At 68.5% G+C, this 23961-nt stretch carries 23 protein-coding genes and 1 pseudogene; 4 read left to right on the top strand and 20 right to left on the bottom strand.

What is annotated here, in order from left to right; translation table 11 throughout:
* Window positions 1-23: 23 nt before the first annotated feature.
* Complete coding sequence (guaB, locus tag G6N07_RS03765; RefSeq protein WP_085192327.1) at window positions 24-1577, bottom strand: IMP dehydrogenase; 1554 nt, start codon at window positions 1575-1577, stop codon at window positions 24-26.
* A 135-nt stretch (window positions 1578-1712) separates the two neighbouring features.
* On the opposite strand from guaB, the gene G6N07_RS03760 reads away from it, so the two are divergent.
* Window positions 1713-2117, top strand: coding sequence for a DUF5319 domain-containing protein (locus G6N07_RS03760; RefSeq protein ID WP_085192450.1), 405 nt, complete (start codon window positions 1713-1715; stop codon window positions 2115-2117).
* A gap of 8 nt (window positions 2118-2125) precedes the next feature.
* Here the strand turns inward: G6N07_RS03760 and G6N07_RS03755 are convergent, their stop codons facing one another.
* The 3 genes from G6N07_RS03755 to G6N07_RS03745 all read right to left on the bottom strand — a co-directional run bounded on the left by G6N07_RS03755 (window position 2126) and on the right by G6N07_RS03745 (window position 4733).
* The gene (locus tag G6N07_RS03755; RefSeq protein WP_085192328.1) at window positions 2126-3298 is read right to left on the bottom strand and encodes an anti-sigma-D factor RsdA; all 1173 of its coding nucleotides are present in this window, start codon (window positions 3296-3298) and stop codon (window positions 2126-2128) included.
* Window positions 3291-3869 (bottom strand): sigma-70 family RNA polymerase sigma factor, encoded by a 579-nt coding sequence (locus G6N07_RS03750; RefSeq protein WP_085192329.1) that lies wholly within the window; start codon window positions 3867-3869, stop codon window positions 3291-3293. The genes G6N07_RS03755 and G6N07_RS03750 overlap by 8 nt, the downstream gene beginning before the upstream one ends.
* A gap of 87 nt (window positions 3870-3956) precedes the next feature.
* A complete protein-coding gene (locus G6N07_RS03745) occupies window positions 3957-4733 on the bottom strand; it encodes a hypothetical protein (protein ID WP_085192451.1) in 777 nt (258 codons plus the stop codon).
* Window positions 4734-5140: 407 nt separating this feature from the next.
* On the opposite strand from G6N07_RS03745, the gene G6N07_RS03740 reads away from it, so the two are divergent.
* Window positions 5141-5431 (top strand): WhiB family transcriptional regulator, encoded by a 291-nt coding sequence (locus G6N07_RS03740; protein ID WP_085192330.1) that lies wholly within the window; start codon window positions 5141-5143, stop codon window positions 5429-5431.
* Between the two features lie 102 nt (window positions 5432-5533).
* Here G6N07_RS03740 and G6N07_RS03735 read toward each other — a convergent pair whose 3' ends face one another.
* The 14 genes and pseudogenes from G6N07_RS03735 to glmS form a co-directional block, all read right to left on the bottom strand.
* Window positions 5534-6586, bottom strand: coding sequence for a 3-deoxy-7-phosphoheptulonate synthase (locus tag G6N07_RS03735; protein WP_085192331.1), 1053 nt, complete (start codon window positions 6584-6586; stop codon window positions 5534-5536).
* A 235-nt stretch (window positions 6587-6821) separates the two neighbouring features.
* Window positions 6822-7313 carry an MDR family NADP-dependent oxidoreductase gene (locus tag G6N07_RS20120; RefSeq protein ID WP_235849908.1) on the bottom strand — a complete coding sequence of 164 codons (492 nt, stop codon included), beginning with the start codon at window positions 7311-7313 and terminating at the stop codon, window positions 6822-6824.
* Window positions 7270-7845, bottom strand: a complete 576-nt coding sequence (locus tag G6N07_RS20875) for an MDR/zinc-dependent alcohol dehydrogenase-like family protein (protein ID WP_163784079.1) — start codon at window positions 7843-7845, stop codon at window positions 7270-7272. The genes G6N07_RS20120 and G6N07_RS20875 overlap by 44 nt, the downstream gene beginning before the upstream one ends.
* Window positions 7846-8156: 311 nt before the next feature.
* Entirely contained in the window at window positions 8157-9767 is a 1611-nt protein-coding gene (gene groL / locus G6N07_RS03720) for a chaperonin GroEL (RefSeq protein WP_085192332.1), read from the bottom strand.
* A gap of 87 nt (window positions 9768-9854) precedes the next feature.
* Window positions 9855-10157 (bottom strand): co-chaperone GroES, encoded by a 303-nt coding sequence (gene groES, locus G6N07_RS03715; RefSeq protein WP_041310041.1) that lies wholly within the window; start codon window positions 10155-10157, stop codon window positions 9855-9857.
* A 287-nt stretch (window positions 10158-10444) separates the two neighbouring features.
* Window positions 10445-11467 carry a tRNA (adenosine(37)-N6)-threonylcarbamoyltransferase complex transferase subunit TsaD gene (gene tsaD, locus G6N07_RS03710; RefSeq protein WP_085192333.1) on the bottom strand — a complete coding sequence of 341 codons (1023 nt, stop codon included), beginning with the start codon at window positions 11465-11467 and terminating at the stop codon, window positions 10445-10447.
* Window positions 11464-11940, bottom strand: coding sequence for a ribosomal protein S18-alanine N-acetyltransferase (rimI, locus tag G6N07_RS03705; protein WP_085192334.1), 477 nt, complete (start codon window positions 11938-11940; stop codon window positions 11464-11466). The genes tsaD and rimI overlap by 4 nt, the downstream gene beginning before the upstream one ends.
* Window positions 11937-12572: a tRNA (adenosine(37)-N6)-threonylcarbamoyltransferase complex dimerization subunit type 1 TsaB gene (gene tsaB / locus G6N07_RS03700; RefSeq protein WP_085192335.1), complete on the bottom strand. Its 636-nt coding sequence runs from the start codon at window positions 12570-12572 to the stop codon at window positions 11937-11939. Before tsaB ends, rimI begins: the two co-directional genes overlap by 4 nt.
* Window positions 12569-13036 (bottom strand): tRNA (adenosine(37)-N6)-threonylcarbamoyltransferase complex ATPase subunit type 1 TsaE, encoded by a 468-nt coding sequence (gene tsaE / locus G6N07_RS03695; RefSeq protein WP_085192336.1) that lies wholly within the window; start codon window positions 13034-13036, stop codon window positions 12569-12571. The genes tsaB and tsaE overlap by 4 nt, the downstream gene beginning before the upstream one ends.
* The gene (locus G6N07_RS03690; protein ID WP_085192337.1) at window positions 13029-14138 is read right to left on the bottom strand and encodes an alpha/beta fold hydrolase; all 1110 of its coding nucleotides are present in this window, start codon (window positions 14136-14138) and stop codon (window positions 13029-13031) included. The genes tsaE and G6N07_RS03690 overlap by 8 nt, the downstream gene beginning before the upstream one ends.
* Window positions 14135-15334 (bottom strand): alanine racemase, encoded by a 1200-nt coding sequence (gene alr, locus G6N07_RS03685; protein WP_085192452.1) that lies wholly within the window; start codon window positions 15332-15334, stop codon window positions 14135-14137. The genes G6N07_RS03690 and alr overlap by 4 nt, the downstream gene beginning before the upstream one ends.
* Before the next feature lie 118 nt (window positions 15335-15452).
* Window positions 15453-16854: pseudogene (locus G6N07_RS03680) on the bottom strand (glutamate decarboxylase).
* Window positions 16855-16873: 19 nt separating this feature from the next.
* Window positions 16874-18295: an NAD(P)H-hydrate dehydratase gene (locus tag G6N07_RS03675; protein ID WP_085192453.1), complete on the bottom strand. Its 1422-nt coding sequence runs from the start codon at window positions 18293-18295 to the stop codon at window positions 16874-16876.
* A gap of 81 nt (window positions 18296-18376) precedes the next feature.
* Window positions 18377-20245, bottom strand: a complete 1869-nt coding sequence (gene glmS, locus G6N07_RS03670) for a glutamine--fructose-6-phosphate transaminase (isomerizing) (RefSeq protein WP_085192338.1) — start codon at window positions 20243-20245, stop codon at window positions 18377-18379.
* A 54-nt stretch (window positions 20246-20299) separates the two neighbouring features.
* On the opposite strand from glmS, the gene G6N07_RS03665 reads away from it, so the two are divergent.
* Together G6N07_RS03665 and G6N07_RS03660 are read left to right on the top strand one after the other, a co-directional pair.
* Window positions 20300-21145 carry a dienelactone hydrolase family protein gene (locus G6N07_RS03665; RefSeq protein ID WP_085192339.1) on the top strand — a complete coding sequence of 282 codons (846 nt, stop codon included), beginning with the start codon at window positions 20300-20302 and terminating at the stop codon, window positions 21143-21145.
* A gap of 39 nt (window positions 21146-21184) precedes the next feature.
* Window positions 21185-22225, top strand: coding sequence for an LLM class F420-dependent oxidoreductase (locus tag G6N07_RS03660; RefSeq protein WP_085192454.1), 1041 nt, complete (start codon window positions 21185-21187; stop codon window positions 22223-22225).
* 25 nt (window positions 22226-22250) lie between these two features.
* On the opposite strand, the gene G6N07_RS03655 is transcribed toward G6N07_RS03660, so the two are convergent.
* Both G6N07_RS03655 and G6N07_RS03650 read right to left on the bottom strand, forming a co-directional pair.
* Complete coding sequence (locus G6N07_RS03655) at window positions 22251-23645, bottom strand: hypothetical protein (protein ID WP_085192340.1); 1395 nt, start codon at window positions 23643-23645, stop codon at window positions 22251-22253.
* Window positions 23646-23648: 3 nt separating this feature from the next.
* Window positions 23649-23954 (bottom strand): DUF7162 family protein, encoded by a 306-nt coding sequence (locus tag G6N07_RS03650; RefSeq protein WP_085192341.1) that lies wholly within the window; start codon window positions 23952-23954, stop codon window positions 23649-23651.
* Window positions 23955-23961: the final 7 nt, after the last annotated feature.

Here is a 23961-nt window from a genome sequence, read left to right as displayed (position 1 = left end):
TCGCACAGTGCTGTTCCAGTCCGTCAGCGGGCGTAGTAGTTGGGCGCTTCGGCGGTCATCGTGATGTCGTGCGGGTGACTTTCCTTCAGCCCGGCGGCGGTGATCTGCACGAATTGCGCCTGCTGCAACGCCTCGATGGTGGGCGAACCGGTGTAACCCATGGCTGCGCGAAGACCGCCGGTGAGCTGATGGATCACCTGCGCCAGCGGACCGCGGAACGGCACCCGGCCTTCGATGCCCTCGGGCACCAGCTTGTCCTCGGACAGCACGTCGTCCTGGAAGTAGCGGTCCTTCGAGTAACTGCCGCGCAGGTTGCCGACCGCCCCGCGGCCCTGCATCGCGCCGAGCGACCCCATACCGCGGTAACTCTTGAACTGCTTGCCGTTGACGAAGATCAGCTCGCCGGGGGCTTCGGCGGTGCCGGCCAGCAGCGAGCCAAGCATGGCCGTCGACGCGCCGGCGGCCAGTGCTTTGGCGATGTCACCGGAGTACTGGAGGCCACCGTCGGCGATCACCGGCACACCGGACGGCGCGCATGCCGCGACCGCCTCGAGGATCGCGGTGATCTGTGGTGCTCCAACGCCGGCCACCACGCGTGTGGTGCAAATCGACCCCGGGCCGACACCGACCTTGACCGCGTCGGCCCCTGCCTCGACGAGTGCGGCGGCTCCTGACCGGGTGGCGACGTTGCCGCCGATCACCTCGACCCGGTCGCCGAGCAGGGTCTTGATGCGATGCACCATCTCCAGCACACCGCGGTTGTGTGCGTGGGCGGTGTCGACGATCAGCACGTCCACGCCGGCGTCGGCCAGCGTCATCGCGCGAGTCCACGCGTCGTCACCGACGCCGACCGCCGCGCCGACGAGCAGCCTGCCGTCGGAGTCCTTGGTGGCCAGCGGGAACTGCTCGGTCTTGACGAAATCCTTGACGGTGATCAACCCGGTCAGCTTGCCGTGGCCGTCGACGATCGGCAGCTTCTCGACCTTGTGGCGCCGCAGCAGTCCGAGCGCGGCCTCGGCCGAGACACCTTCCTGCGCGGTGATCAGCGGCGCCTTGGTCATCACCTCGGAGACCGGCTTGGACAGGTCCACCTCGAAGCGCATGTCACGGTTGGTGATGATGCCGACCAGCGCACCGCGGTCGTCCACGACCGGCAGACCGGAGATACGGAACCGCGCACACATCGCGTCCACCTCGGCGAGCGTGTTGTCCGGCGAACAGGTCACCGGGTCGGTGACCATCCCGGCCTCGGACCGTTTGACGGTCTCGACCTGGCCGGCCTGTTCGGCCACCGGCAGGTTGCGGTGCAGCACGCCCATGCCGCCGGCCCGCGCCATCGCGATGGCCATCCGGGATTCGGTGACCGTGTCCATCGCCGAACTGACCAGTGGCACCCGCAGACGGATACGTTTCGTCAGTTGGCTCGAGGTGTCGGCCGTCGCAGGCACGACGTCGGAGGCGGCCGGCAACAGCAGGACGTCATCGAAGGTGAGCCCGAGCATGGCCACCTTCGTCGGGTCGTCGCCGCCGGTCGGCACCGGTACGGCGATGGGAACGCTGCGTTCAGCGATCGACATGGGGCGGCCTCCATAGGCACTTGGGCGGATAATCAATCGTATCGGTTGCAGCGGTGGCGGCTCGGCCCCGCACATCGCGCCGCCACACCGGTGACCGCTGGCGTGATCACAGCAGGGCTGCGTAATGTGGAACCCGTGCGAGACCACCTGCCACCTGGTTTGCCGCCCGATCCGTTCGCTGACGATCCCTGTGATCCCTCGGCGGCCCTCGACGCGCTCGAACCCGGTCAGCCGCTGGACCCGCAGGAGCGCACTGCCGTCGAGGCCGATCTGGCGGACCTCGCGGTCTACGAGGCACTTCTCGCCCACAAGGGGATCCGCGGTCTGGTCGTCTGCTGTGACGAATGTCAGCAGGATCACTACCACGACTGGGACATGCTGCGCGCCAACCTGCTGCAGCTGCTCGTCGACGGCACTGTGCGGCCACACGAGCCGGCCTACGATCCCGAACCCGACGCCTACGTCACGTGGGACTACTGCCGCGGTTACGCCGACGCCTCGCTGAACGAAGCGACGTCGGAATCAGACGGCTACCGCTGAGCGGTTCGTCACTCTCCTTCTTCAGCGCTGCCCGGCAGCAGCGGTAACACGACCGTTGTGGTGACCACCGGCGCAGCGATCTCCGGCTGCTCGACCGTCGGCTGCTCGACGGTCGGCGCCGACCGAGTCGGCAGCTCAGCCTCGACCTCGATCTCGGCCTCGGGCTCCGCCACTGGGGACGCATCCGTCGTGGTCGTCGGTGCGAGCGTCGTGGTCGGCGTCGTCGTCACCGGCCGCGAGGACGGCGGCAACTCGACGGGCCCCCGGGTGGTCGTCGTGGCTGGCGACGCCGGAGCCGGCGACTGCGACGACGCCGCCGTGGGCGCCGTCGTCGGGGTGGGTGACGGCGCGGGTGGCAATGACGTGTACCCCGGCGCGGAGGTCGACGGATCTGGCGGTGTCGTCGCCAGCGGCACCGAGGCATCCGTGGACGGCGGGGGGGTCGTGCCCGGCGAGCTGCCGTCCGACGGCGCTGGGCTGCTCGACGGCGACGTGGCGTCCGGTGACAGGAGTGCGGGCAGCGGCAGGTTCGAGGGGATCTCGGGCAGCACCACCGGCGCAGCGTTCGGCGGTACTGTCGCCTCGGGATTGCGGGTTTGAACCTTCACCGACAGCTGCTGCCACTGGTCGACGAGTTCCTGTTGGCGGCTGGTGTCCCCGACCGCGGCGACCGTGGTCGTCAACGTCTCCAACCTCTCCTGCGCCGCGGTCCACTCACCCTGCTCGATGAGCTGCTCCACCTCGGCCATCTGGGTCTGCGCAGCCAATGCGACCTGGTCGTCGCGGGTCGCACCATGCTGTTCGCCGAACAGCATGGTGCGTAGGCCGTACAGCGGGTCGTCCGGGCCCGCGCTGTAGACCACCGAGCCGAAACCACCGAGGCACAGCACCGCCGCGGCCACGGATCCGACGACGGCCAGCGAGAACCGGCGGCGGGCTGTGCTCGTGGTAGCACGGTCCAGCGCGATCGCCGCGTCACGCGGTGTCACGACAGCGGCCATCGATGGCTGACGGACCTCGTCACGCCAGCCGGCCAGCAGGTAGGCCAGCTCGGCCTCACCGGAGTCGTTCGGATACACCGGTTGTTCACCGGCGAGCGCGTCCAGCAGACGGTCGGTCTGGTTGAGCTCGGGCAGCGACGGATCGCCGCCGTTGAAGGATCGACGTGTGAAATCAGGCATGGTCGTGCCCCGTTGCGATGATCTCGGCCTTCAGCCGTGCCAGGGCGCGGTGCTGCGCCACGCGGACGGCTCCCGCGGTGCTCCCGACGGCCTCGGCGGTCTCTTCTGCGCTCATACCGACGACGACGCGCAGGATGAGGATCTCGCGTTGCTTGTCCGGCAACACACCGAGCAGCTCCTCCATCCGGGCCGACGACTCGGCGTTGATGGCGAGCTGTTCGGGGCCCGCCTCGCCGGAGAACCGTTCTGGCACCACGTCGGTGGGGTCCGATTTGTTTCGGCTCGCCGCCCGGTGGGCGTCCGCGATCTTGTGCGCTGCGATGCCATACACGAAGGCGAGGAACGGTCGTCCCTGTTCCTTGTAGCGCGGCATCGCCGTGATGGCGGCCAAGCACACCTCCTGCGCAACGTCGTCTGCGGAGAGGCCACTTCGCTCGGTCGCGCCGATCCTGGCTCGGCAGTACCGCACGACGATTGGTCGAATGGTCTCCAGCACTTCCCGGAGTGCATCTCGATCGCCCGCAACTGCCTCAGCGACGACAGCATCGAGACGGTCTCTCGAAAGTGTCATCGTGGGTGTGTTCTCCAACGTTACGAACGGCGTATCCGACGGTCTGGCTCAGCTAAACAATAACGATGCCTACGGGCGCCACCCGGACTAGCGATCCGACCACACACCGCCCCTGTGTCGCAGAGTATCTGCGCTGGTGTCGCGAGAGTCGGTCACCTGGCTCGCGGTGTACGCCGCGCTCCCGATGTCAGCGAGCAGGCTGGCCAACGCCCAGCGCAGCGGCACCAGTCCCAACGCGCCGGCCCGGTCGAGTGCGGCGTCCGCGATCGCCCGGCAACGATCGAGTTCGCCGTTGCTACACAGCGCCGCGGCGAGCACCACGTCGGATTTGACGCGATGCCGGAGCGAGGTGAACACCGCTGCCGCCGCCACGGCGCGTTCGGCGTGCTCGACGGCCGTTGCACCATCACCCTGCATCATCGCCAGTTCGGCGCTGACCCACTCGAGCCGCACCGCCAACCGAGCGTCGTGCGCGGCCTCCAGGACCGCGGCCGCCCGGTCCAGTAGCCGCTGCGACGCCGGAAACCGGCACACTCCGAGGGCATCGGCCGCGAGGCCGATCAACGCGTCGGCGGCCGCTACCTCCGTGTCGGCGACCAGCAGCGCCCGGCCGTCCCAGTTCGCGGCCAGCCGGTGGCCGCCCAGTTGGCGCAGGAACGACGCCCTGGTGCTCATCGCCAAGGATTGCGGGGCGGGGCCGGCGCAGCGGCTCAGGGCGGTCAGGTCGGTGAGCGCGACGGCGTAGCGGCCCTGCCCGCCGGCGGCCACCGCCCGCAGCCACCGGTCCTGCGCGTCGGCCGGCGGGGGCAGCGGCCACAGGTGGGGACGGCCGCCGAACGCGGCGTCGAGGAGCGGGCTGGTCATGGCCATGCGACGCTACCAACGCGGCCTCGGCGCGTGGACCGGCAAATCGAGATCGGCAGCGCGCCGAGAGGTTAACTCTTCGTGCGTACCGGGTTACGGTGACGTTAAACCGACGACCGGATCAGCCACTGGCCAATGGCCGCGAACTGGCCGAATGCCGTCGTAGGATCCAGCATCTCCTCGGTCGTTAGCACGTTTCGCGCCGACGGCAAGTCAGAACGATGAACGTGACGTAAATTTTTGAGCTATGGATATGCGATTGAGCACATGATCGGGCTATTGACGGAAATTCTTTCTCCCTTCTACGTTGTGTGCACGAGTGGTCATCGGCGACAAGTGCTCGGATCTGTTCCACGACGCACGCTCTAATCCGTTCCCGAAATGGGTTTTCAGAGAGGGGTTTTCCCATGCCTCAGCCGCAGCAGTTGCCCGGACCCAACGCCGACATCTGGGATTGGCAGATGCACGGACTTTGCCGGGGTGTCGATTCCTCGATGTTCTTCCACCCCGATGGCGAACGCGGCCGGGCCCGCGCCCAGCGGGAAATGCGCGCCAAGGAAATGTGCCGGCGGTGCCCCGTGCTCGCACAATGCCGCTCGCATGCGCTCGCAGTCGGCGAGCCATACGGAATATGGGGCGGATTGAGCGAATCCGAGCGGGAGATCTTGCTCAAGCGCGGGATTCGCCGGACCGCCTGACACGGCCTCTCGACGAACGAGAACGCCCCATCTCAGCAAACGCCGAGATGGGGCTTCTCCGTCTTTTGACGACACTGTTCGACGGCCGGCTCAGCGGGCAACCTAGCAAGCAGCCAGCTTGCGCAACACTGAGGCCGTCGCGGCCCAGTCCATGCATTTGTCGGTGACCGACTGGCCGTACGTGAGCGGCCGGGACTCGCAGGACTGCGCGCCGCCGACGAGGAAGCTCTCCAGCATCACGCCACTGACCGGGTGCCCGTCGCGGATCATCTGCGCGACCTCCGCGGCCACACTGGACTGGCGGATGTGGTCCTTGCCGGAATTGGCGTGGCTGCAGTCGACGACGACCCGGCCGGGCAGCCCGGCCGCGGTGAGCGTGGCGGCCGCGGCCCGCACCGCGTCAGCGTCGTAGTTCGGCCCGTCCGTGCCGCCGCGCAGGATCACGTGGCAATCCTCGTTGCCTTCGGTGCTCACCACCGCGCCCCGGCCGAGGTCGTCCATCCCGAAGAAGACGTGCTGGGCGGCCGCCGCCTTCACACCGTCGACGGCCACCTGGATGTTGCCGTCGGTGCCGTTCTTGAAACCGACGGGCATCGACAGACCCGAGGCGAGCTGGCGGTGTACCTGGGATTCGGTGGTGCGGGCGCCGATGGCGCCCCACGCGACAGCGTCGGCGATGTACTGCGGGCTGGTCGGTTCCAGGAATTCGCATCCGACGGGCAGGCCGATGTCGATGATGTCGAGCAACAGTTGGCGGGCGATGCGCAGACCGCGAGACACGTCGAAGGTGCCGTCCATCCCCGGATCGTTGATCAGGCCCTTCCAGCCGATCGTCGTCCGCGGCTTCTCGAAGTACACGCGCATGACGATCTTGAGCCGGTCGCCGAGCTCGTCGGCGACCTTGGCAAGCCGGCTGGCGTAGTCCAGTGCGGCGACCGGATCGTGCACGGAGCACGGACCCACCACGACCAGGAGCCGGTCGTCACGTCCGGCGAGGATGTCTGCGATCTCGTTGCGGTCGCGGGCCACCTGCTCGGCGCGCCGGGAGCCCAGTGGGAACTCTTCGAGCACCTCGTGTGGGCTGGGAATCGCGCTGAAGCTGCGGATGCGCCGGTCCGAGGTGGCCGGCGGGGTGGCGATCTGCGCCAGGTTCATTCTCGAGGTGCCTTTCCTGGGGTGGGCACCTGGGTGAGGACTTCCGGTGCCCTTGAATGACAAAAGGCAGCGACCATGGGTCACTGCCTGGGCTCCGGGTGGATGCGTGCTTAGCGCTGCGCCTTGTCGGCTCCGCCCGGAGCCTTGCTAAAGCGCCAATAGCCAGCATGCACACCGATATCCACGCGGCCAAGGGTACACGGCCGGCCGCGTCGAGGCGAAATCGGTCCCGGCGTCAGCCGACGCCGCCGATCCTGACGAGTTGTTTGCCGAGGTTTTCTCCGATGAAGATGCGCCGAAGTGCCTCCGGCGCGTTCTCGAGTCCCTCGACGACGTCGATATGGCTTCTGAGTTTTCCCTCGCCCGCCCAGGTCGCCAACTCCACTATCGCCTCGTCGGCCCGGTTCAGGTACTCGAAGACCAGGAAACCGCGCATCACCGCGCGTTTGACGATCAAACTTACGTGATTCCTGAGCGCCGCCCTGCTCAAGCGGTCGCTGTACCCGGAGATCGCCCCGCACAGCGCGATCCGCGCGCCGCCCGCAAGGTTGTCCAAGACCGCGTCCAGCACTTCGCCGCCGACATTGTCGAAGAACACGTCGACGCCGTCCGGACACGTCTCATGGATCCGATCCCGCAGACCTTCGGATTTGTAGTCAATCACCTCGTCGGCACCCAGTTGTTCACGGACCCAGCCACATTTTCGGGGCCCACCCGCGATGCCCACGACGCGACAACCCTTGAGCACGGCGATCTGGCACACGAGTGATCCCACCGCCCCGGCAGCGGCGAAGACGACGACCGTTTCCCCCTGTGCAGGCGTGCCGACATCCAGTAGACCGAAATATGCGGTGAGACCGGTGATGCCGAAGAGGGACAGCGCGGCCGTGGGCTCGCACCCCCGGCGGGATCGCGACCGGAGGCAGCAGACCGCCGAAGGCCGTGCCGTCGCTGACGGCGTAGTCCTGCCACCCGAACGCGCCGGACAAGTACTCACCGACCCGAAAACCCGGGTGGTTGGATTCGACCACCTCACCGACCGACACGGACGCCATCACCCCGCCCGGCGGGAGTGCCGGAATGTAAGTGTCAAACTCCATCCAACTGCGCTGTGCGGCATCGCAACTCAACCAACGGTTGCGCACCAGGAACTGACCGCCATCGATCGTCGGGGCGGGTTCTTCGCGCCACTCGAAATCATCGCGATCGACGATGCCCGTCGGACGTCGCGCGAGGACCCACTTGCGGTTGGTTCGCATCGAACACCCCCTCCTGGTGTGACCGCTCGTTCGGTGTGCGCCACGGACTCTCCGTGTAGCGGCGGGTCCCGATGGTGCAGACCTGGAGGCATAGAACTGCCCCACTGTGCGCCGCACCTCGTTGAAGATCGGCACGTCGCGGTGTTGCGCGCCGACCGGGGGACCGTCAGGCCGGGACATCACATTAAACTCCCTGTCAGCGCCGATGGTGTCTTTTCGACGATTCAGCGAATCAATGGCATCCCGATGCGCCGGGCCGCACAGCAGAACACCCCCGGCCCGAACGCCGGGGGTGCCCGATACTGGACTACTCAGTGAGCGTGGCCGTGGCCGTGATCCTCTTCCTCGGCCGGCTTGTCGACGATCGCGGTTTCGGTGGTGAGCAGCATCCGGGCGACCGACGCGGCGTTGAGCACCGCTGAACGCGTCACCTTGACCGGGTCGACGACACCGTCTGCGTGCAGATCGCCGAATTCGAGCGTCGCGGCGTTGAAGCCCTGCCCTGCGGGCAATCCGCTGACCTTGTTCACCACGACGGAACCGTCGAGCCCGGCGTTGGTGGCGATCCAGTACAGCGGAGCCGACAGCGCCGAGTTGAACACCTCGACACCGAGCGCCTCGTCGCCGGACACCGAACCGCGCAGGTCGGTCAGAGCCTTGCGGGCCTGCACCAAGGCGGCGCCGCCGCCGGTGACGATGCCCTCTTCGACGGCCGCCTTGGCCGCGGCGACCGCGTCCTCGACCGCTTCCTTGCGCTTCTTCAGGTCGGTCTCGGTGGCCGCACCGACCTTGATCACCGCGACGCCGCCGGCCAGCTTGGCCAGCCGCTCCTCGAGCTTCTCGCGATCCCAGTCGGAATCGGTCGCCTCGATCTCGGCGCGCAACTGCTTGGCCCTGTCGGCGATGGCTTCGGCGCTGCCCCCACCGTCGACGATCACGGTGCTGTCCTTGCTGACCACCACGCGCCGCGCGGTGCCCAGCACGTCCAGGCCCACCTCACGCAGCACCAGGCCGACGTCGGGGTTGATCACCTGACCGCCGGTGACGACGGCGAGGTCTTCCAGGAACGCCTTGCGGCGGTCACCGAAGAACGGCGCCTTGACGGCGACGGCTTTGAGCGTCTTGCGGATCGCGTTGACCACCAGGGTGGAAAGCGCCTCGCCTTCGACGTCCTCGGCGATGATCAGCAGCGGCTTACCGGCCTCGGCCACCTTCTCCAGCAGCGGCAACAGGTCGGGCAGCGAGCTGATCTTCTCCCGGTGCAGCAGCACCAGCGCGTCCTCGAGCACCGCTTCCTGGGAGTCGAAGTCGGTGACGAAGTACGCCGAGACGAAGCCCTTGTCGAAGCCGACTCCCTCGGTGATCTCCAGTTCGGTATTCAGGGTTGAGGATTCCTCCACCGTGACCACGCCGTCGTGACCGACCTTGGTCATCGCCTCACCGACCAGTTCACCGATCTGGGCGTCACGCGAGCTCACCGTGGCGACCTGGGCGATACCGCTCTTGTCGTCGATCGGGGTGGCCGCGGCCAGCAGCGCCTCGGACACGGCGTCGGCGGCCTTGCTGATACCGGAGCCAAGCGCGATGGGGTTGGCGCCGGCCGCGACATTACGTAGACCGGCCTTGATGATCGCCTGCGCCAGCACGGTAGCGGTGGTGGTGCCGTCGCCGGCCACGTCGTTGGTCTTGGTCGCCACGGATTTGACCAGCTGGGCGCCGAGGTTCTCGAACGGGTCCTCCAGGTCGATCTCGCGGGCGATGGTGACACCGTCATTGGTGACGGTCGGGCCGCCCCACGCTTTGGCCAGCACCACGTTTCGACCGCGCGGCCCGAGGGTCACCTTCACCGCGTCGGCGAGCTTGTCTACGCCGACTTCCATTGCGCGGCGCGCAGTTTCGTTGAATTGGATCTGCTTGCTCATATGTGTCTTCCTGTTTTTGGCGTGCAACGCATGCCGCCCCGGACATCACCCGTGCGTTACGGGGATCTCCGGGGCGGACACGGGTGCTTACTTGTTGACGACAGCCAGCACGTCGCGGGCCGAGAGGATTAGGTACTCCTCGCCGTTGTACTTGATCTCGGTACCGCCGTACTTGCTGTAGATGACGGTGTCGCCCTCGGACACGTCCAGCGGAATCCGCTTTTCACCCTCGTCGTCCCAGCGGCCGGGGCCGACGGCGACAACGGTGCCCTCCTGCGGCTTCTCCTTGGCGGTATCCGGGATGACCAGACCGGAAGCGGTCGTGGTCTCGGCCTCGTTGGCCTGGACGAGGATCTTGTCCTCGAGTGGCTTGATGTTCACGCTCGCCACGATGGAGCCCTCCACTAGTTCGGTGTAGGCCCAGGTGGTCCCGGACCTGAATGTTTCCAGCGTTTACAGATGTTCGGCATGCGTCCGGTCCCGAGCGCCGTCGTCGCGGGTGCCGACACGAGGGTTGGCCGCCTGCCACCTAGCACTCTATACATGCGAGTGCTAGCACTCAAGGCTGGGTGGCTGCCTGTCCGGTCGAAGTACCGCGGGTTGGTCGGAAGGTGGGCCGACACGTCCCCGACGTGTCGCCTGTACGACACCGAACGTCCACCTCCCCGGACGACGGTTCACGCCACCTGGCTCCGCATCACCGGCAGGCCCGGGTCACTGGCCGCGTCGAGCGGTGACGGCGTGGCACCTGCGGCGATGAGGTGAGCGGCGAACGACGCGATCATCGCGCCGTTGTCGGTGCACAACCGGGGCCGCGGAATGCGCAGCGTCAGGCCGGCTTCGGCGCACCGCTGTCCGGCCAGCTCCCGCAGCCGCGAGTTCGCCGCCACCCCGCCCGCGATGATCAGCGTCGAGACCCCCAGCGTTTCGGCCGCCCGCACCGCCTTGCGGGTGAGCACATCGGCCACCGCCTCCTGGAAACCCGCGGCGACATCGGCCTGCGAGGCTTCGGGATGCCCCTCCACATAGCGCGCGACGGCGGTCTTCAAACCGGAGAAGCTGAACGCATAGGGATCGTCGCGGGGACCGGTCATCCCGCGCGGGAACACGATCGCGTCGCGGTGGCCTTCGCGGGCCAGGTCGTCGAGCACCTTGCCGCCGGGGTAACCCAGCCCGAGCAGACGCGCCACCTTGTCGTACGCCTCCCCCGCCGCGTCGTCGACCGTGCTGCCGAGCTCGATGATCGGCTCCCCGAGCGACCGCACGTGCAGCAGGTGGGTGTGGCCGCCGGAGACCAAGAGCCCCACGCTCTCGGGCAGCGGTCCGTGGTCGTAGACGTCGGCGGCCAGGTGTCCGCCGAGGTGGTTCACCCCGTAGAACGGCACCTGCCAGGCCGCCGAATAGGCTTTGGCGGCAGCCACTCCCACCAGGAGGGCGCCGGCCAGCCCGGGCCCGATCGTGGCGGCGACGACGTCGGGTTTGCCGACACCGGCGGTGTCGAGCGCGCGCCGCATGGTGGGGACGAGCGCTTCGAGGTGGGCGCGCGAGGCGATCTCGGGCACCACACCACCGAAGCGCGCGTGCTCGTCGACGCTGCTGGCCACCTCGTCGGCCAACAGGGTCACGGTGCCGTCGGCGGTGAGTTCGGCGATACCGACACCGGTCTCGTCGCAGGAGCTCTCGACGGCCAGGATGATCACGGCACTTCTCGCTTCGCAACGCTGGGTGGGTCTCGCCTCATCGTATAGGCGTCGGCACCGCTGACCCGGTAGTAGCGCTTGCGCAACCCGATCCTGGCGAACCCGACGCTCTGGTACAGCGCGATGGCCGGCTCGTTGTCGGTGCGCACCTCGAGGAACACCACGCCGTCGTCGGCGATCTCGAGCAGTGATTCGAGCATCCGGCGGCCGATGCCGCGGCCCTGATAGCCCCGATCCACACCGATGGTGTGGATCTCGTACTCGTACGGCGCGTTTCGGCCCAGCCGCGCGATGCCGCCATAGCCGACGAGGACACCGTCGGCGCGGGCCGCGACGTAGTGGTTGTGCGGGGCGCTCAGTTCGGCGAGGAACGCGCGTGCGGGCCACGGATCGTCGCCCGGGAAGAGCTGTGCCTCCAGGTCGGCGCAACGGGCGGCATCGTCTTTGGTGAGGGCGCCGTAGGTGATGCTCACCGGCGGATCTGTTCGGCGCGCGGCGTCGCGTCGGGGCGGCGCAGGTACAGCGGCACCAGCGCGCCGGGCTCCGCGGTCCAGTCGGAGACGGCGCGGACCAGGCCCTCGACCGACGGGTACTGCGGGCCGACGACGGTAAGGTGGCGAAAGGCTGCATGATGGGGCGATCCGGCCGCGACGGTGGCGCCGGATGGCGCGTCGGCGGGTGCGCTGACCGCGGGACCGTCGATCCGGACGCCGTCGCGGTAGCGCGCCCAGTACACCTCCCGACGACGGGCGTCGGTCACCACGAGTGCCTCGCCGCACGTCGCGACCCCGATGGCGTCGAGGCTGCACACTCCGTACACCGGTATGCCCAGCGCGTGACCGTAGGCGGCGGCCGTCGCCATCCCGACGCGCAGGCCGGTGAACGGGCCCGGCCCACAGCCGACCACCACGGCGGTGAGGTGCTCCATGGTGATTCCGGCGTCCCCGACGGCGGCCAGCACGTTCGGCGTCAACCGTTCCGCGTGCGCCCGCGGGTCCACGGTCACCCGCTCGGCGAGCACGCTGACCGCGTCATCGGCCCGGCGCACCACCCCGGCGGTCACGGCGGGGGTGGCGGTGTCGATGGCCAGGACGAGCCTGCTCACGGTCGGCTCCAATGCCAGATCGCGATGCGCGCATCGGTCTCCACGGCGCGTTCCAGCCGGATGTCGAGGTGGTTGTCGGAGAGCCGCTCGGCGACGCCCTCACCCCATTCGACGACGACGACCGCATCGTCGAGATCGGTGTCGAGGTCGAGTGAGTCGAGTTCGGCGAGCAGGTCGGTGCCGGGGTCGTCGAGTAGCCGGTACAGGTCGACGTGCACCATGGCCGGCCGGCCGGGCTGCCGCGCGCGGTGCACCCGAGCCAGCACGAATGTGGGCGAGGTGACTGGGCCCTCGACATCCATCGCCTCGGCGATGCCCTTGGCCAGCACGGTCTTTCCTGCGCCGAGCGGTCCGGAAAGCACGACGACGTCACCGGCGCACAGGTGTGCGCCCAGCCGGGCGCCCAGCTCCATGGTGTCCTGCGCGGTGGCCAGTTCGGCGGTGCCGCTCTCCCGGTCAGCCACGGGGCCGTACCCGGTCGCGGATCCGCCGGGTCAGGGCGACGAGTCTGGACGGTGTGGCGCGTTCGACCAGCCGCACCAGCGCGTCGTCGATCTCCTCCGGCTGTTCGAGCTGAACCAGGTGGCCCGCGCCGGGCACGACGACGAGCTCACATTTGGGCAGCACGGCCGCCATCTCCTGCGAGTACTCCACCGGGGTGAGCAGGTCCCGGTCGCCGCAGGCAATCAGCGTCGGGATCTTGGCCAGGGTGCTCAGGCCACCGGTCTCGTCGTGCACCTCCAGCGCGTGCAGGAACTCGACGAGCGTGGGGATCGGCGTGTCGTGCATCATCTTCTGGGAGAAGGCGACGACGCTCGGGCTGATCTTCTCGTCACCGTAGGATCCCGCGCGCAGGATCGGGCCGATCACCGCCCGGGCCAGCCCGCGGGTGCGGTGCACGGTGCCTGGGGCGTAGCGTGCCGCGAACCGAACCGCCTCCAGCGCAGGATTTCTCAGGATCTCACCGAGCGGGGAACGGGATACGCCCTCGGCGGCCGACGAGATGATCGCGGCGCCGACGACACGGGTGGGATAACGCTGCGGGTACTGCCGTGCGTGCGAGAGCACGGTCATGCCGCCCATCGAGTGGCCTACCAGCACCACCGGCCCACGCCCAGCGACGACGGCCAGCACCGATTCGAGATCCTGTCCGAGCTGCGCGACGGTGTAGGTGTCCGGCGCCGCCTCGCCGGACTGGCCGTGGCCGCGCTGGTCGTAGAAGACCATGCGGACCTGATCGCCCCACTGCTCCGACAGGCGGGCCCGCTGGAAGTGGAAGGCGGCCATGCGAAGACAGAAGCCATGGGCGAACACGACGGTCAGCGGAGCGTCGGTGGGGCCGACCTCGCGGACGGCCAGCGGCACCCCGTCGGTGGTGGTGACCACCGAGCTGCGGTCGGCGTCGAGCAACTCGAAGTCTTCGGCGACATACGGGTCGTCGTCGGTGACTCGGCGTATCAGCGAGCGGGCCACCGTCACTCCGGCCAGTGAGCCGACCGCGGCCAGGCCCGCGGCGCCGGCCAGCCAGCCCGCATTGCCGCGGCGCCTGATCGCGTCGTCGATCAACGACTTCCCCGTCGATAGGCTCTGACGACGCGGCCACGGGGGCTTGTCACGATCTCGTAGTTGATGGTGCCGAGCGTCTCGGCCCAGTCCTGAGCGGTGGGTTCGCCGTAGGCGCCCGGCCCGAAGAGGATGGCCTCGTCGCCCTCGGCAACGTCGACGGCGCCGGGCCCGAGATCGACGACGAACTGGTCCATGCAGATCCGTCCGACACCCGGCCGCAGCCGGCCGTTGATCAACACCTGCAGGCGTCCGCTGAGGGTGCGGGACACACCGTCGGCGTAGCCGATCGGCAACAGCGCCACCGTCGTGTCGCGTTCGGCGATCCAGGTGTGGCCGTAGGAGACGCCGTCACCGGCCTTGATCGGACGAACTTGCGCCACCGGGCATTTCAACGTCATCGCCGGCCGCAGACCCATGTCGCCGAGCGCCGGGATGGGGGTCTGCCCGTACACGGCGATCCCTGGACGGACCATGTCGAAGGCCAGATCGGGCCGGGTCATCGCGGCGGGGGAGTTGCACAGATGCGCGATCTCGAACGTCACTCCAGCGTCGGCGGCCCGGCGCCGCATGTCCGCCAGCCGCTGCGCCTGCCGGTCGTTGGTCGGGTTGTGGGGTTCGTCACCGCACGCCAGATGGCTCATGATGCCCCGGACCCGGACTGCGTCCTCGGCGACCGCACGGGCCAGCCGGTCCAGCAGCGCCGGGTATTCGGCGGGGCTCACCCCGTTGCGACTCAGCCCGGTGTCGGCCTTGACGGTGAGGGTGGCCGTCGTCCCGGTCCCGTGCACGGCGTCGAGGACCTCGCCGAGTTGGCGCACCGAGGACACGGCGAGTTGGACGTCGGCGTGCAGGGCGGGGGCAAAGTCGGTGCCGGGGGTGTGGAGCCACGCCAGCACCGGTGCGGTGATCCCGTCGCGGCGCAGGGCGAGCGCCTCGTCGAGCGTGGCCACTCCCAGCTCGGTGACGCCGGCCGCGAGCACCGTTCTGGCGACCTCGGTGGCACCGTGCCCGTAGCCGTCGGCCTTGAGCACCGGCATCACCTGCGCCGCCCCGGCGCGTTCGCGCAGGCGCGCCACGTTGTGCGTGATCGCGTCGAGGTCGATGACCACCTGGGCGGTGGGCGTCGTCGTGGTCGTCTCAGTCGTGGTCGTCTCAGTCGTGGTCGTCTCAGTCGTGGTCGTCTCAATTGTCTGCATGGTCATGTCACCGTCGCCGATTGTCCCAGAACCGGCTCGGCGCGCGTCCAGGAGATCGGAGTTGACGCCCGCCGCGCCGCGGCAAGCGTGCGACAGGTCTGACTCGTCGAGCGGCTGGCTAGTGGGCGAACGGCTGCACCTCGTCGAAGTGGCCGCCGGGCTTGATCTCGTCGAGATGTCTGAGCACGGTGACCAGGTCGTCGCGCAGAGCGCGGGCCAGGTCGGCGGAGAACCCTTCTCGCACCACGACCCGCAGCACCGTGACATCCTCGGCGCCCTCGGGCATCGTGTACGCCGGCACCTGCCAGCCATAGGAGCGCAGCGTCTGCGAGATGTCGAACTCGGTGTAGCCGGGGTCGCCCTTCAACCGGAAGCTCACCACCGGGATGGCCGAGCCGTCGGTGATCAGGTCGAAGTGCTCGCTGTTGCGTAGTTCGTCGCCCAGCCACCGAGCGGTCTGCGACAGCGACTGCATGACCTGCGCGTAGCCGCCGCGGCCCAGCCGCAGGAAGTTGTAGTACTGGCCGACCACCTGATTGCCCGGCCGGGAGAAGTTCAGGGTGAAGGTCGGCATGTCGCCGCCCAGGTAGTTCACCCGGAACACCAGTTCCTCGGGCAGGTGCTCGGCGTTGCGCCACACCACGAAGCCGATCCCGGGATACGTCAGCCCGTACTTGTGCCCGCTGACGTTGATCGACACCACACGCGGCAACCGGAAGTCCCACATCAGCTCCGGATGCACGAACGGCACCACGAACCCGCCGCTGGCCGCGTCGACATGGACGGGCACGTCCACGCCACCGTCGGCGGCCAGCTTGTCGAGGGCGGCGCAGATGTCTTCGATGGGTTCGAGTTCACCGGTGTAGGTGGTGCCCAGGATCGCCACCACCCCGACGGTGTCCTCGTCGACGTGCTCGAGCACCTGATCCGCGGTGATGACGTAGCGCCCCTTCTCCATCGGCAGGTAGCGCGGTTCTACGTCGAAGTAGCGGCAGAACTTCTCCCAGACCACACTTCTCCCAGACCACCTGGACGTTCGAACCCATCACCAGATTCGGGGTCCGACCTTTCCATGTATCGCCGGCGAGGCGCTGGCGCCACCGCCATTTCATCGCCAGGCCGGCCAGCATGACGGCCTCGCTCGACCCGATCGTGGACACCCCGATCGCACTGTCGGGGTCGTCGTCGCGGAGATCCTCGGCATGGAACAGGTCGGCCACCATGCATACGCAACGCTGCTCGATGGCTGCGGTCGCCGGGTACTCGTCCTTGTCGATCATGTTCTTGTCGAACGTCTCGGCCATCAGTTTGTCGGCCTCGGGGTCCATCCAGGTGGTGACGAAGGTGGCCAGGTTGAGCCGCGAGCTGCCGTCGAGCATCAGTTCGTCGTGGATGAACCTGTAGGCCGCCTGGGGATCCATCGCCTCGTCCGGCAGCCGCAGCGACGGCACCGGCGCCATCGCCAACCGGCCGGTGTAGGCGGGCGAGATCTGCGGGACGTGACCGTGCGTGCGCGACATCATCGGTTCCTTTCGAGGGTCAGATACTGGCCAGTGCGGTGCGGATGTGGTGCAGGATGCGCGACGCCGAGGTGGGCGCCGCTCGAGGACCGGGGTCGGCCGCGGACGCGTTCGCGGCGTGGGCGTGGACGAACGCCGCCATCGCCGCGGCCTCACCGGCGGGTAGGCCGGCGGCCAGCAGCGCGCCGATCATCCCGGACAGGACGTCGCCGGAACCGGCGGTGGCGGCCCACGCCTCACCCGCCGGGTTGAGGTACGCCGGGCCGCCGGGTTCGGCGACGACGGTGACGTTGCCCTTCAGCAGCACGGTGGCGCCGAGCTGCTCGGACACCCTGCGGGCCGAGCGGACCCGGTCGTCTCCCGGTGGCGATCCGGCCAGCCGTGCGAACTCCCCGGCATGCGGCGTGAGCACGGTGGGCGCGCCGCGGTCGACGACGAGGTCGGGGTGGGCGGCCAGCAGCGTGAGCCCGTCGGCGTCGACGATCACCGGCAGGTCGGTGTCCAGTGCGAAGCACAACGCCGCCGCGGCCGCCTCGTTTGTCCCGAGGCCGGGGCCCACGACCCAGGACTGCACCCGCCCCGCCGCCGCGGCGTTGGGCGCGGCGACGACCTCCGGCCAGTGCGAAACGACCTCGGCGGCAGCACTTCCGGCGTAGCGCACCATACCGCTGGTGGCGGCCACAGCGGCCCCGGCGCACAGGATCGCCGCACCCGGATAGGTCGACGAACCGGCCAGCACGCCGGTCACACCCTGGGTGTACTTGTCGTCTTTCGGTCCCGGCCGTGGCCACCGGCTCCGCACGTCGGCCGCCTCGACGCCCCGTACATCCGACGGCGGCAGGTCCAGACCGATGTCGATGAGTTCGACCCTGCCGCATTCTGCCAGGGCATGTACGGGTTTGAGGCCGCCGAACGTCACGGTCGAGGCGGCGTTCACGTGCGGCCCGTCGGCGGCACCCGTCTGCACGTCGAGGCCACTGGGAATGTCGACGGCCACCACCGGGATCCCGGCGTCGTCGACGGCGGCGAACACCTCGGCCGCGCCGGGCCGCAGCGCCCCGGAACCGGAAATGCCCACCACGCCGTCGATCACCAGATCCGTTGCCGTAGGCACATTTTCGACCACCTGACCACCGGCCGCGCGGAACGCGGCGAGCCCCTTCGGATGGGCACGGTCCGGGTTGAGCAGCACCGCGGTGGCCGACGCCCCGCGCCGGCGCAGCAACGTGGCGGCCCACAGTGCGTCACCGCCGTTGTCACCCGACCCGACAACCGCACAGACCCGCCGCCCGGCGACGCCACCGGTGCGTGCGGTGAGTTCGCGGGCGATCGCCGTCGCCAGACCGAACGCTGCGCGCCGCATGAGAGCGCCGTCGGAGAGGCGCTGCAGCAGCGGTGCTTCGGCGTCGCGGATCGCCTCCGCGCTGTAGTAGTGCCGCATCAGCCACACCCTACGTGGGGAGGCGGTGCGTGCGGGTGGGCTTACTCGACGATGTCGGCGGCACGGGACGGCCACGTTCAACTATTCGACGGTGACGGACTTCGCCAGGTTGCGCGGTTTGTCGACGTCGTAGCCGCGGGCCCGGGCGACCTCCGCGGCGAACACCTGCAGTGGGATCGTGGAGAGCAGCGGCTGGAAAAGCGTTGTGGTGGCCGGGATTTCGAAGATGTGGTCCGCGAACGGCCGGACGGTGTCGTCACCCTCCTCGGCGATCACGATGGTGACCGCGCCGCGGGCCTGGATCTCGCGGATGTTCGACAGCAACTTCGCGTGCAGCATCGACGCCCCCTTGGGCGATGGCATGACCACGATCACCGGCAGGCCGTCGTCGATCAGCGCGATCGGACCGTGTTTGAGTTCACCGGCGGCGAAACCCTCGGCGTGCATATACGCCAGCTCCTTGAGCTTGAGCGCACCTTCGAGGGCCACCGGATAGCCGACATGCCGGCCGAGGAACAGGATCGTCGGCTTGTCGGCGAAGCGCCACGCCAGCTCCACCATCGGGTTGAGCTGCTTGAGCACCTGCTCGACGCGGCCGGGCATCGCTTCGAGCTCGTGGTACTCCCGCGCTACCTCGTCGGGGTACTTTGTGCCACGGGCCTGCGCCAACGCCAGACCGAGGAGATAGTTCGCGGCGATCTGAGCGAGGAACGTCTTGGTCGCCGCGACGCCGATCTCCGGTCCCGCACGGGTGTAGAGCACGGCGTCGGCCTCGCGCGGGATCTGGCTGCCGTTCGTGTTGCAGATCGCCAGCACCTTGGCCTTCTGCTTCTTGGCATGCCGCACCGCTTCGAGGGTGTCGGCCGTCTCACCGGACTGGGAGATCGCCACCACCAGGGTGCTGCGGTCCAGCACCGGGTCGCGGTAACGGAACTCGCTGGCCAGTTCGGCCTCGACAGGCAGCCGGGTCCAGTGTTCGATCGCGTACTTGGCCAGCAGCCCCGAGTGGTACGCCGTTCCACAGGCCACCACGAAAACCTTGTCGATGTCGCGAAGTTCCTGATCGCTCAGACGCTGCTCGTCGAGCACGATCCGGCCGTCGACGAAATGCCCGAGCAGCGTGTCGGACACCGCCGCTGGCTGCTCGGCGATCTCCTTGAGCATGAAGTACTCGTAGCCACCCTTCTCGGCGGCCGACAGGTCCCAGTCGATATGAAATTCCCGCGCATTGGCGTCGTCGGTGTTGCCGTGGAAGTCGCTGACGGTGTACCCGTCCGCGGTAACCACGACGGCCTGGTCCTGTCCGAGTTCGACGGCGTGGCGGGTGTGCTCGATGAACGCCGCGACGTCCGAGCTGACGAACATCTCCCCGTCACCGATCCCGAGCACCAACGGCGTCGACCGGCGCGCCGCGACGATCGTGCCGGGTTCGTCGGCGTTGGCGAACACCAGGGTGAAATGCCCCTCGAGCCGGCGCAGTACCGCGAGCACCGAGGCCGGGAAATCGCCAGCGGTGTCGCCGTAGCGGTACTGGCGCCCGACCAGATGGACGGCGACCTCGGTGTCGGTGTCGCTGGCGAACTCGACACCCTGGGCTTCGAGCTCACCACGCAGCGGGGCGTAGTTCTCGATGATGCCGTTGTGGACGACGGCGATCTTGCCGTCGGAGTCGCGGTGCGGGTGCGCGTTGCGGTCGGTGGGCCTGCCGTGCGTCGCCCACCTGGTGTGGCCAAGACCGCTGCAACCGGACAGTGTCTCCGGTGCCGCGCAGCCGAGGACCGCACCGAGGTTGGCCAGCCGGCCGGCACGCCGGTGCACGGTCATCCCGCCGTGTCCGTCCAGTAGCGCAATGCCCGCCGAGTCGTACCCGCGGTACTCCATCCGGTGCAGTGCGTCGACCACGATGCCGCAGGCCGGACGAGGCCCGACGTAACCGACGATTCCGCACATAGAGAACCAGGGTAGTGCAAGACCCTCCCGGGACCGGTGAGCTACGGTCATCAGGTGGCCAGCACAAAGAAGCTGTTCAAGGCTTTGACCCGCCGCGGCCCGCATCGCGTTCTGCGCGGTGATCTGGCCTTCGCCGGGCTGCCCGGCGTGGTGTACACCCCTGAGTCGGGGCTGAACCTGCCCGGTGTCGCGTTCGGTCACGATTGGTTGGCCAGTGGGATGCGTTACAGCGGCACGCTCGAGCACCTCGCGTCGTGGGGCATCGTCGCCGCCGCCCCCGACACCGAGACCGGAATCGCTCCGTCGGTGCTCAACCTTGCCTTCGACCTGGGCACCACCTTGGACATCATCGCCGGGGTGCGACTCGGCCCCGGCAAGATCAGCGTGCATCCGACGAAACTGGCGGTTGCCGGACACGGTTTCGGTGGATCAGCCGCGGTGTTCACGGCCGCCGGGATGCCGTCTCGGCTGAAGGCGGTGGCCGCCCTCTTCCCGACGGTGTCCCGCCCGCCCGCCGAGCAACCAGCGGCGTCGCTGCAGGTCTCCGGGCTGATCCTGGCCGATCCGGGCGGTCCAGTGTCGCTGCGGTCCAATGCGGTGGAGTTGGCGCGGGCGTGGAAGCCCGCGACCTTGCGCGCGGTGAACAAGGTGACGGCGGGCGGCCTCGTGGAAGGCCGCCGGTTGGCGCGCGCGCTGAAGCTGCCGGGTGAGGACAAAGGCACGCAGAAGATCGTGCGCGCGCTGCTGACGGGATATCTGCTGCACGAGTTGACCGGCGACAAGGCCTACCGCGACTTCGGTGATCCGGATGCGGTGCTGCCGAGGACCCACCTGATGGATCCGCACGCCGACGAACCGGTCGGTCTGGAGAACAAAGTCGTCGCGCTGCTGAAGCCGTAGTGTGTTCGCTCGACCAACCGCCGGGTGTATAACCTGGTGATGCGCACAGGCATCTTCATGAGTTATGCGGACGGCTTCCGTGAGGCCGTCGAGGACGTGGTGGAACTCGAGAAGGTCGGAGTAGACATCGCCCTGGTCGCGGAGGCCTACTCGTTCGACGCGATCAGCCAACTGGGATACCTGGCGGCCAAGACCTCGCGCATCGAACTCGGATCCGGAGTCGTGCCGATCTACGTGCGGACCCCCTCGCTGCTGGCGATGACGGCCGCCGGGCTGGACTACGTCTCCGATGCCCGGTTCCGGTTGGGCATCGGCACGTCCGGTCCGCAGGTGATGGAGGGCTTCCACGGTGTCCCGTTCGACGCGCCACTGGGCCGGACCCGTGAGGTTGTGGAGATCTGCCGGAAGGTGTGGCGGCGCGAGAACGTCGAATTCGACGGGCGCTACTACCAGATCCCGTTGCCCGCGGACCGCGGCAGCGGCCTTGGCAAACCGATGCACCTGATCAACCATCCAGTGCGAGAACGTATTCCGATCACCATCGCGGCGCTCGGGCCCAAGAACGTCGAGCTCACCGCCGAGATCGCCGAAGGTTGGCAGCCGGTGTTCTTCTATCCCGAGAAAGCAGACGTGGTGTGGGGCGACGCCCTGCGCGCGGGGTTCGCCAAACGCGGCCCCGAGCTCGGCCCGCTGGAGGTGATGGTGAGCGCGGCACTCGCGATCGGCGACGACGTCGACGACAGATTGGAGTGGGTGAAACCCCAACTGGCGCTGTATATCGGTGGGATGGGCGCCCGCGGCAAGAACTTTTATCACAACCTCGTGACACGCTATGGGTACGGCGAGGTGGCTGACCGAATTCAGGATCTCTACCTGTCCGGGAAGAAGGCCGAGGCCATCGCCGCGGTGCCCGACGAACTGGTCCGCTCGGTGTCGTTGATCGGGTCGGCGGGCTTCGTCAAGGAGCGGTTGGCCGCCTACGCGGAGGCCGGTGCCACCACTGTCCTGCTGCAGCCGGTGACGGCTGACCGCCGAGAGTCGATCCGCTACGTGGAAGAGCTTCAGGCGCTGCTGCCCTGAGTTCGGGACTCCTATCGCAACGGCATCACTCCCCTACCTGCGGAACCTCGTCGGCGGCGATCTCGCACGGAGTGGCCGGCATCGGCCCGGGTGGGGGCGGGATCGGTGCCGCCAACGGTGCCGCGGGAGTCGGGGCGGGTGTCGCGGCGAGCGGCTGGGGAACGGGCCCGTCGGCGGCGACGACCGGTTCCTCAACCGCAGCCGGCTCCTCGGACCCTGGTTCGGGTGCAGTTTCGGATTCGGGGTCTGTACTGTCTTTGTTCTCTTCGTCGTCGGTTTCCTCGTCGGTTTCCTCGTCCGTTTCCTCGTCCGTCTGCTCCTCGTCTGCTTCTTCTTCGTCTACTTCTTCTTCGTCTGCTTCTTCTTCGTCTGCTTCTTCTTCGTCTGCTTCTTCTTCGGTGCCGTCCTGTTCCTCGGTGCCGTCTTCGTCGTCTTGCTCGTCGAGTTCGAGCGCATCCTCGGGTTCATCAAGCTCGGGGGCGTCGCCGAGTGCGTCACCGATCGTCGGGACCAGACCGCCGACCATCTCGGCGAGCTGTTGACCGATACCTCCCATCCCGGACAGGCCGGAAAGACCTGATAGGCCCGATCCCACATCCGGTAGCGCGCCGGCTGGCGGCACGGGTGCAGCCGGCATCGGTGCCGCAGCCGCCGGTTCGGTCATCGGCGGGGGTACCAGCGCGGGCGCGGATGCCGGCGCGGACACGGGAGCGGGTGCCGGCACAGGTGCGGGCATCCACGACTCGGTGGACTCTGGAAAGCTCGGCGCCGGCTCGCTTTTCACTGCGGTGGTCGCGGCGTCGAAGCACTGGGCGACCGCAGCGCTCGCAGCCTCCATGGCGGCGACCCACTCCCCCCGGACGTCCTGTTCGACGAACGGTGCGACGTGGGCGTCGACCAGTTCACTGGCGGAGGACCGGTCACCGAAGCCGGTGGTGACGGTGTCCGCAGCCGCCCGCCACTCCGCGCGCACACCGTCGGTTCTCGCGTCGACCGCCTCGGCGGCCGCAACCTTGGCATCCACGATTCGCCAGAGTTCGTCTCGTAGCGCGCCCACCTGCTCGGCTGCGGTGGACAGCGCGGTGACGGCCTGCGTCGACGCCGTACTGTGCCGGCGCAGGAAGTCGGCGGCCGCATCCGCGCCGGCCCCCGTCCACGCCGCGCCGAGCGCGTTCAACTGCGTGTCCTGTCGTTCCTGTGCGTCGCGCAGCGCGGCCACAGCCGCGCGGAGGGCGGCGTGATCGGCGTCGAGCGCGTTCAGATCCAGCCCCGCTTCACTGGTGTAGGCCTGCTCCACCCGGTCGGTGAGGCCGTCCCCGCAGGTGCCCAGCGCCTGACACGCCGAGGCGTAGCGTGCGAGATCGTCGACAGCAGGACGTCCTTCGGCCAACCGGCCCGCCACGTCGAAGGTGTCCACCATGGCTCAACGCACCCGGGATGCCGCGTTGGCGTCGGCTTGGGCGTACCGCGCAGCCGAGGCGCGCAGCTCGGCAGCGATTCCGGCCGCCGAGCGCGCCCACCCGCGCAACCCGACGACGACGTCGTCCACTGCGGCGCGCAACGCCTCGCCGTGCGCGGCATAGTCCTGGCCTGCGGCCGAGCCGTCGAACGACAACGCCGCAAGCTTTGTCCGGACAACGGATTCGACGACGTTGGCCGTGCTGTCGAACTGCGCGGCGATCCTGACAAGTGCCGCACCGTCGACGTGGGCGGCCCGAACTGCTCCCATGTCAGTT

The organism is Mycolicibacterium doricum (genome assembly GCF_010728155.1).
GTDB classification, from domain to species: Bacteria; Actinomycetota; Actinomycetes; order Mycobacteriales; family Mycobacteriaceae; genus Mycobacterium; species Mycobacterium doricum.
This window is presented reverse-complemented; position numbering and strand designations above follow the sequence as displayed.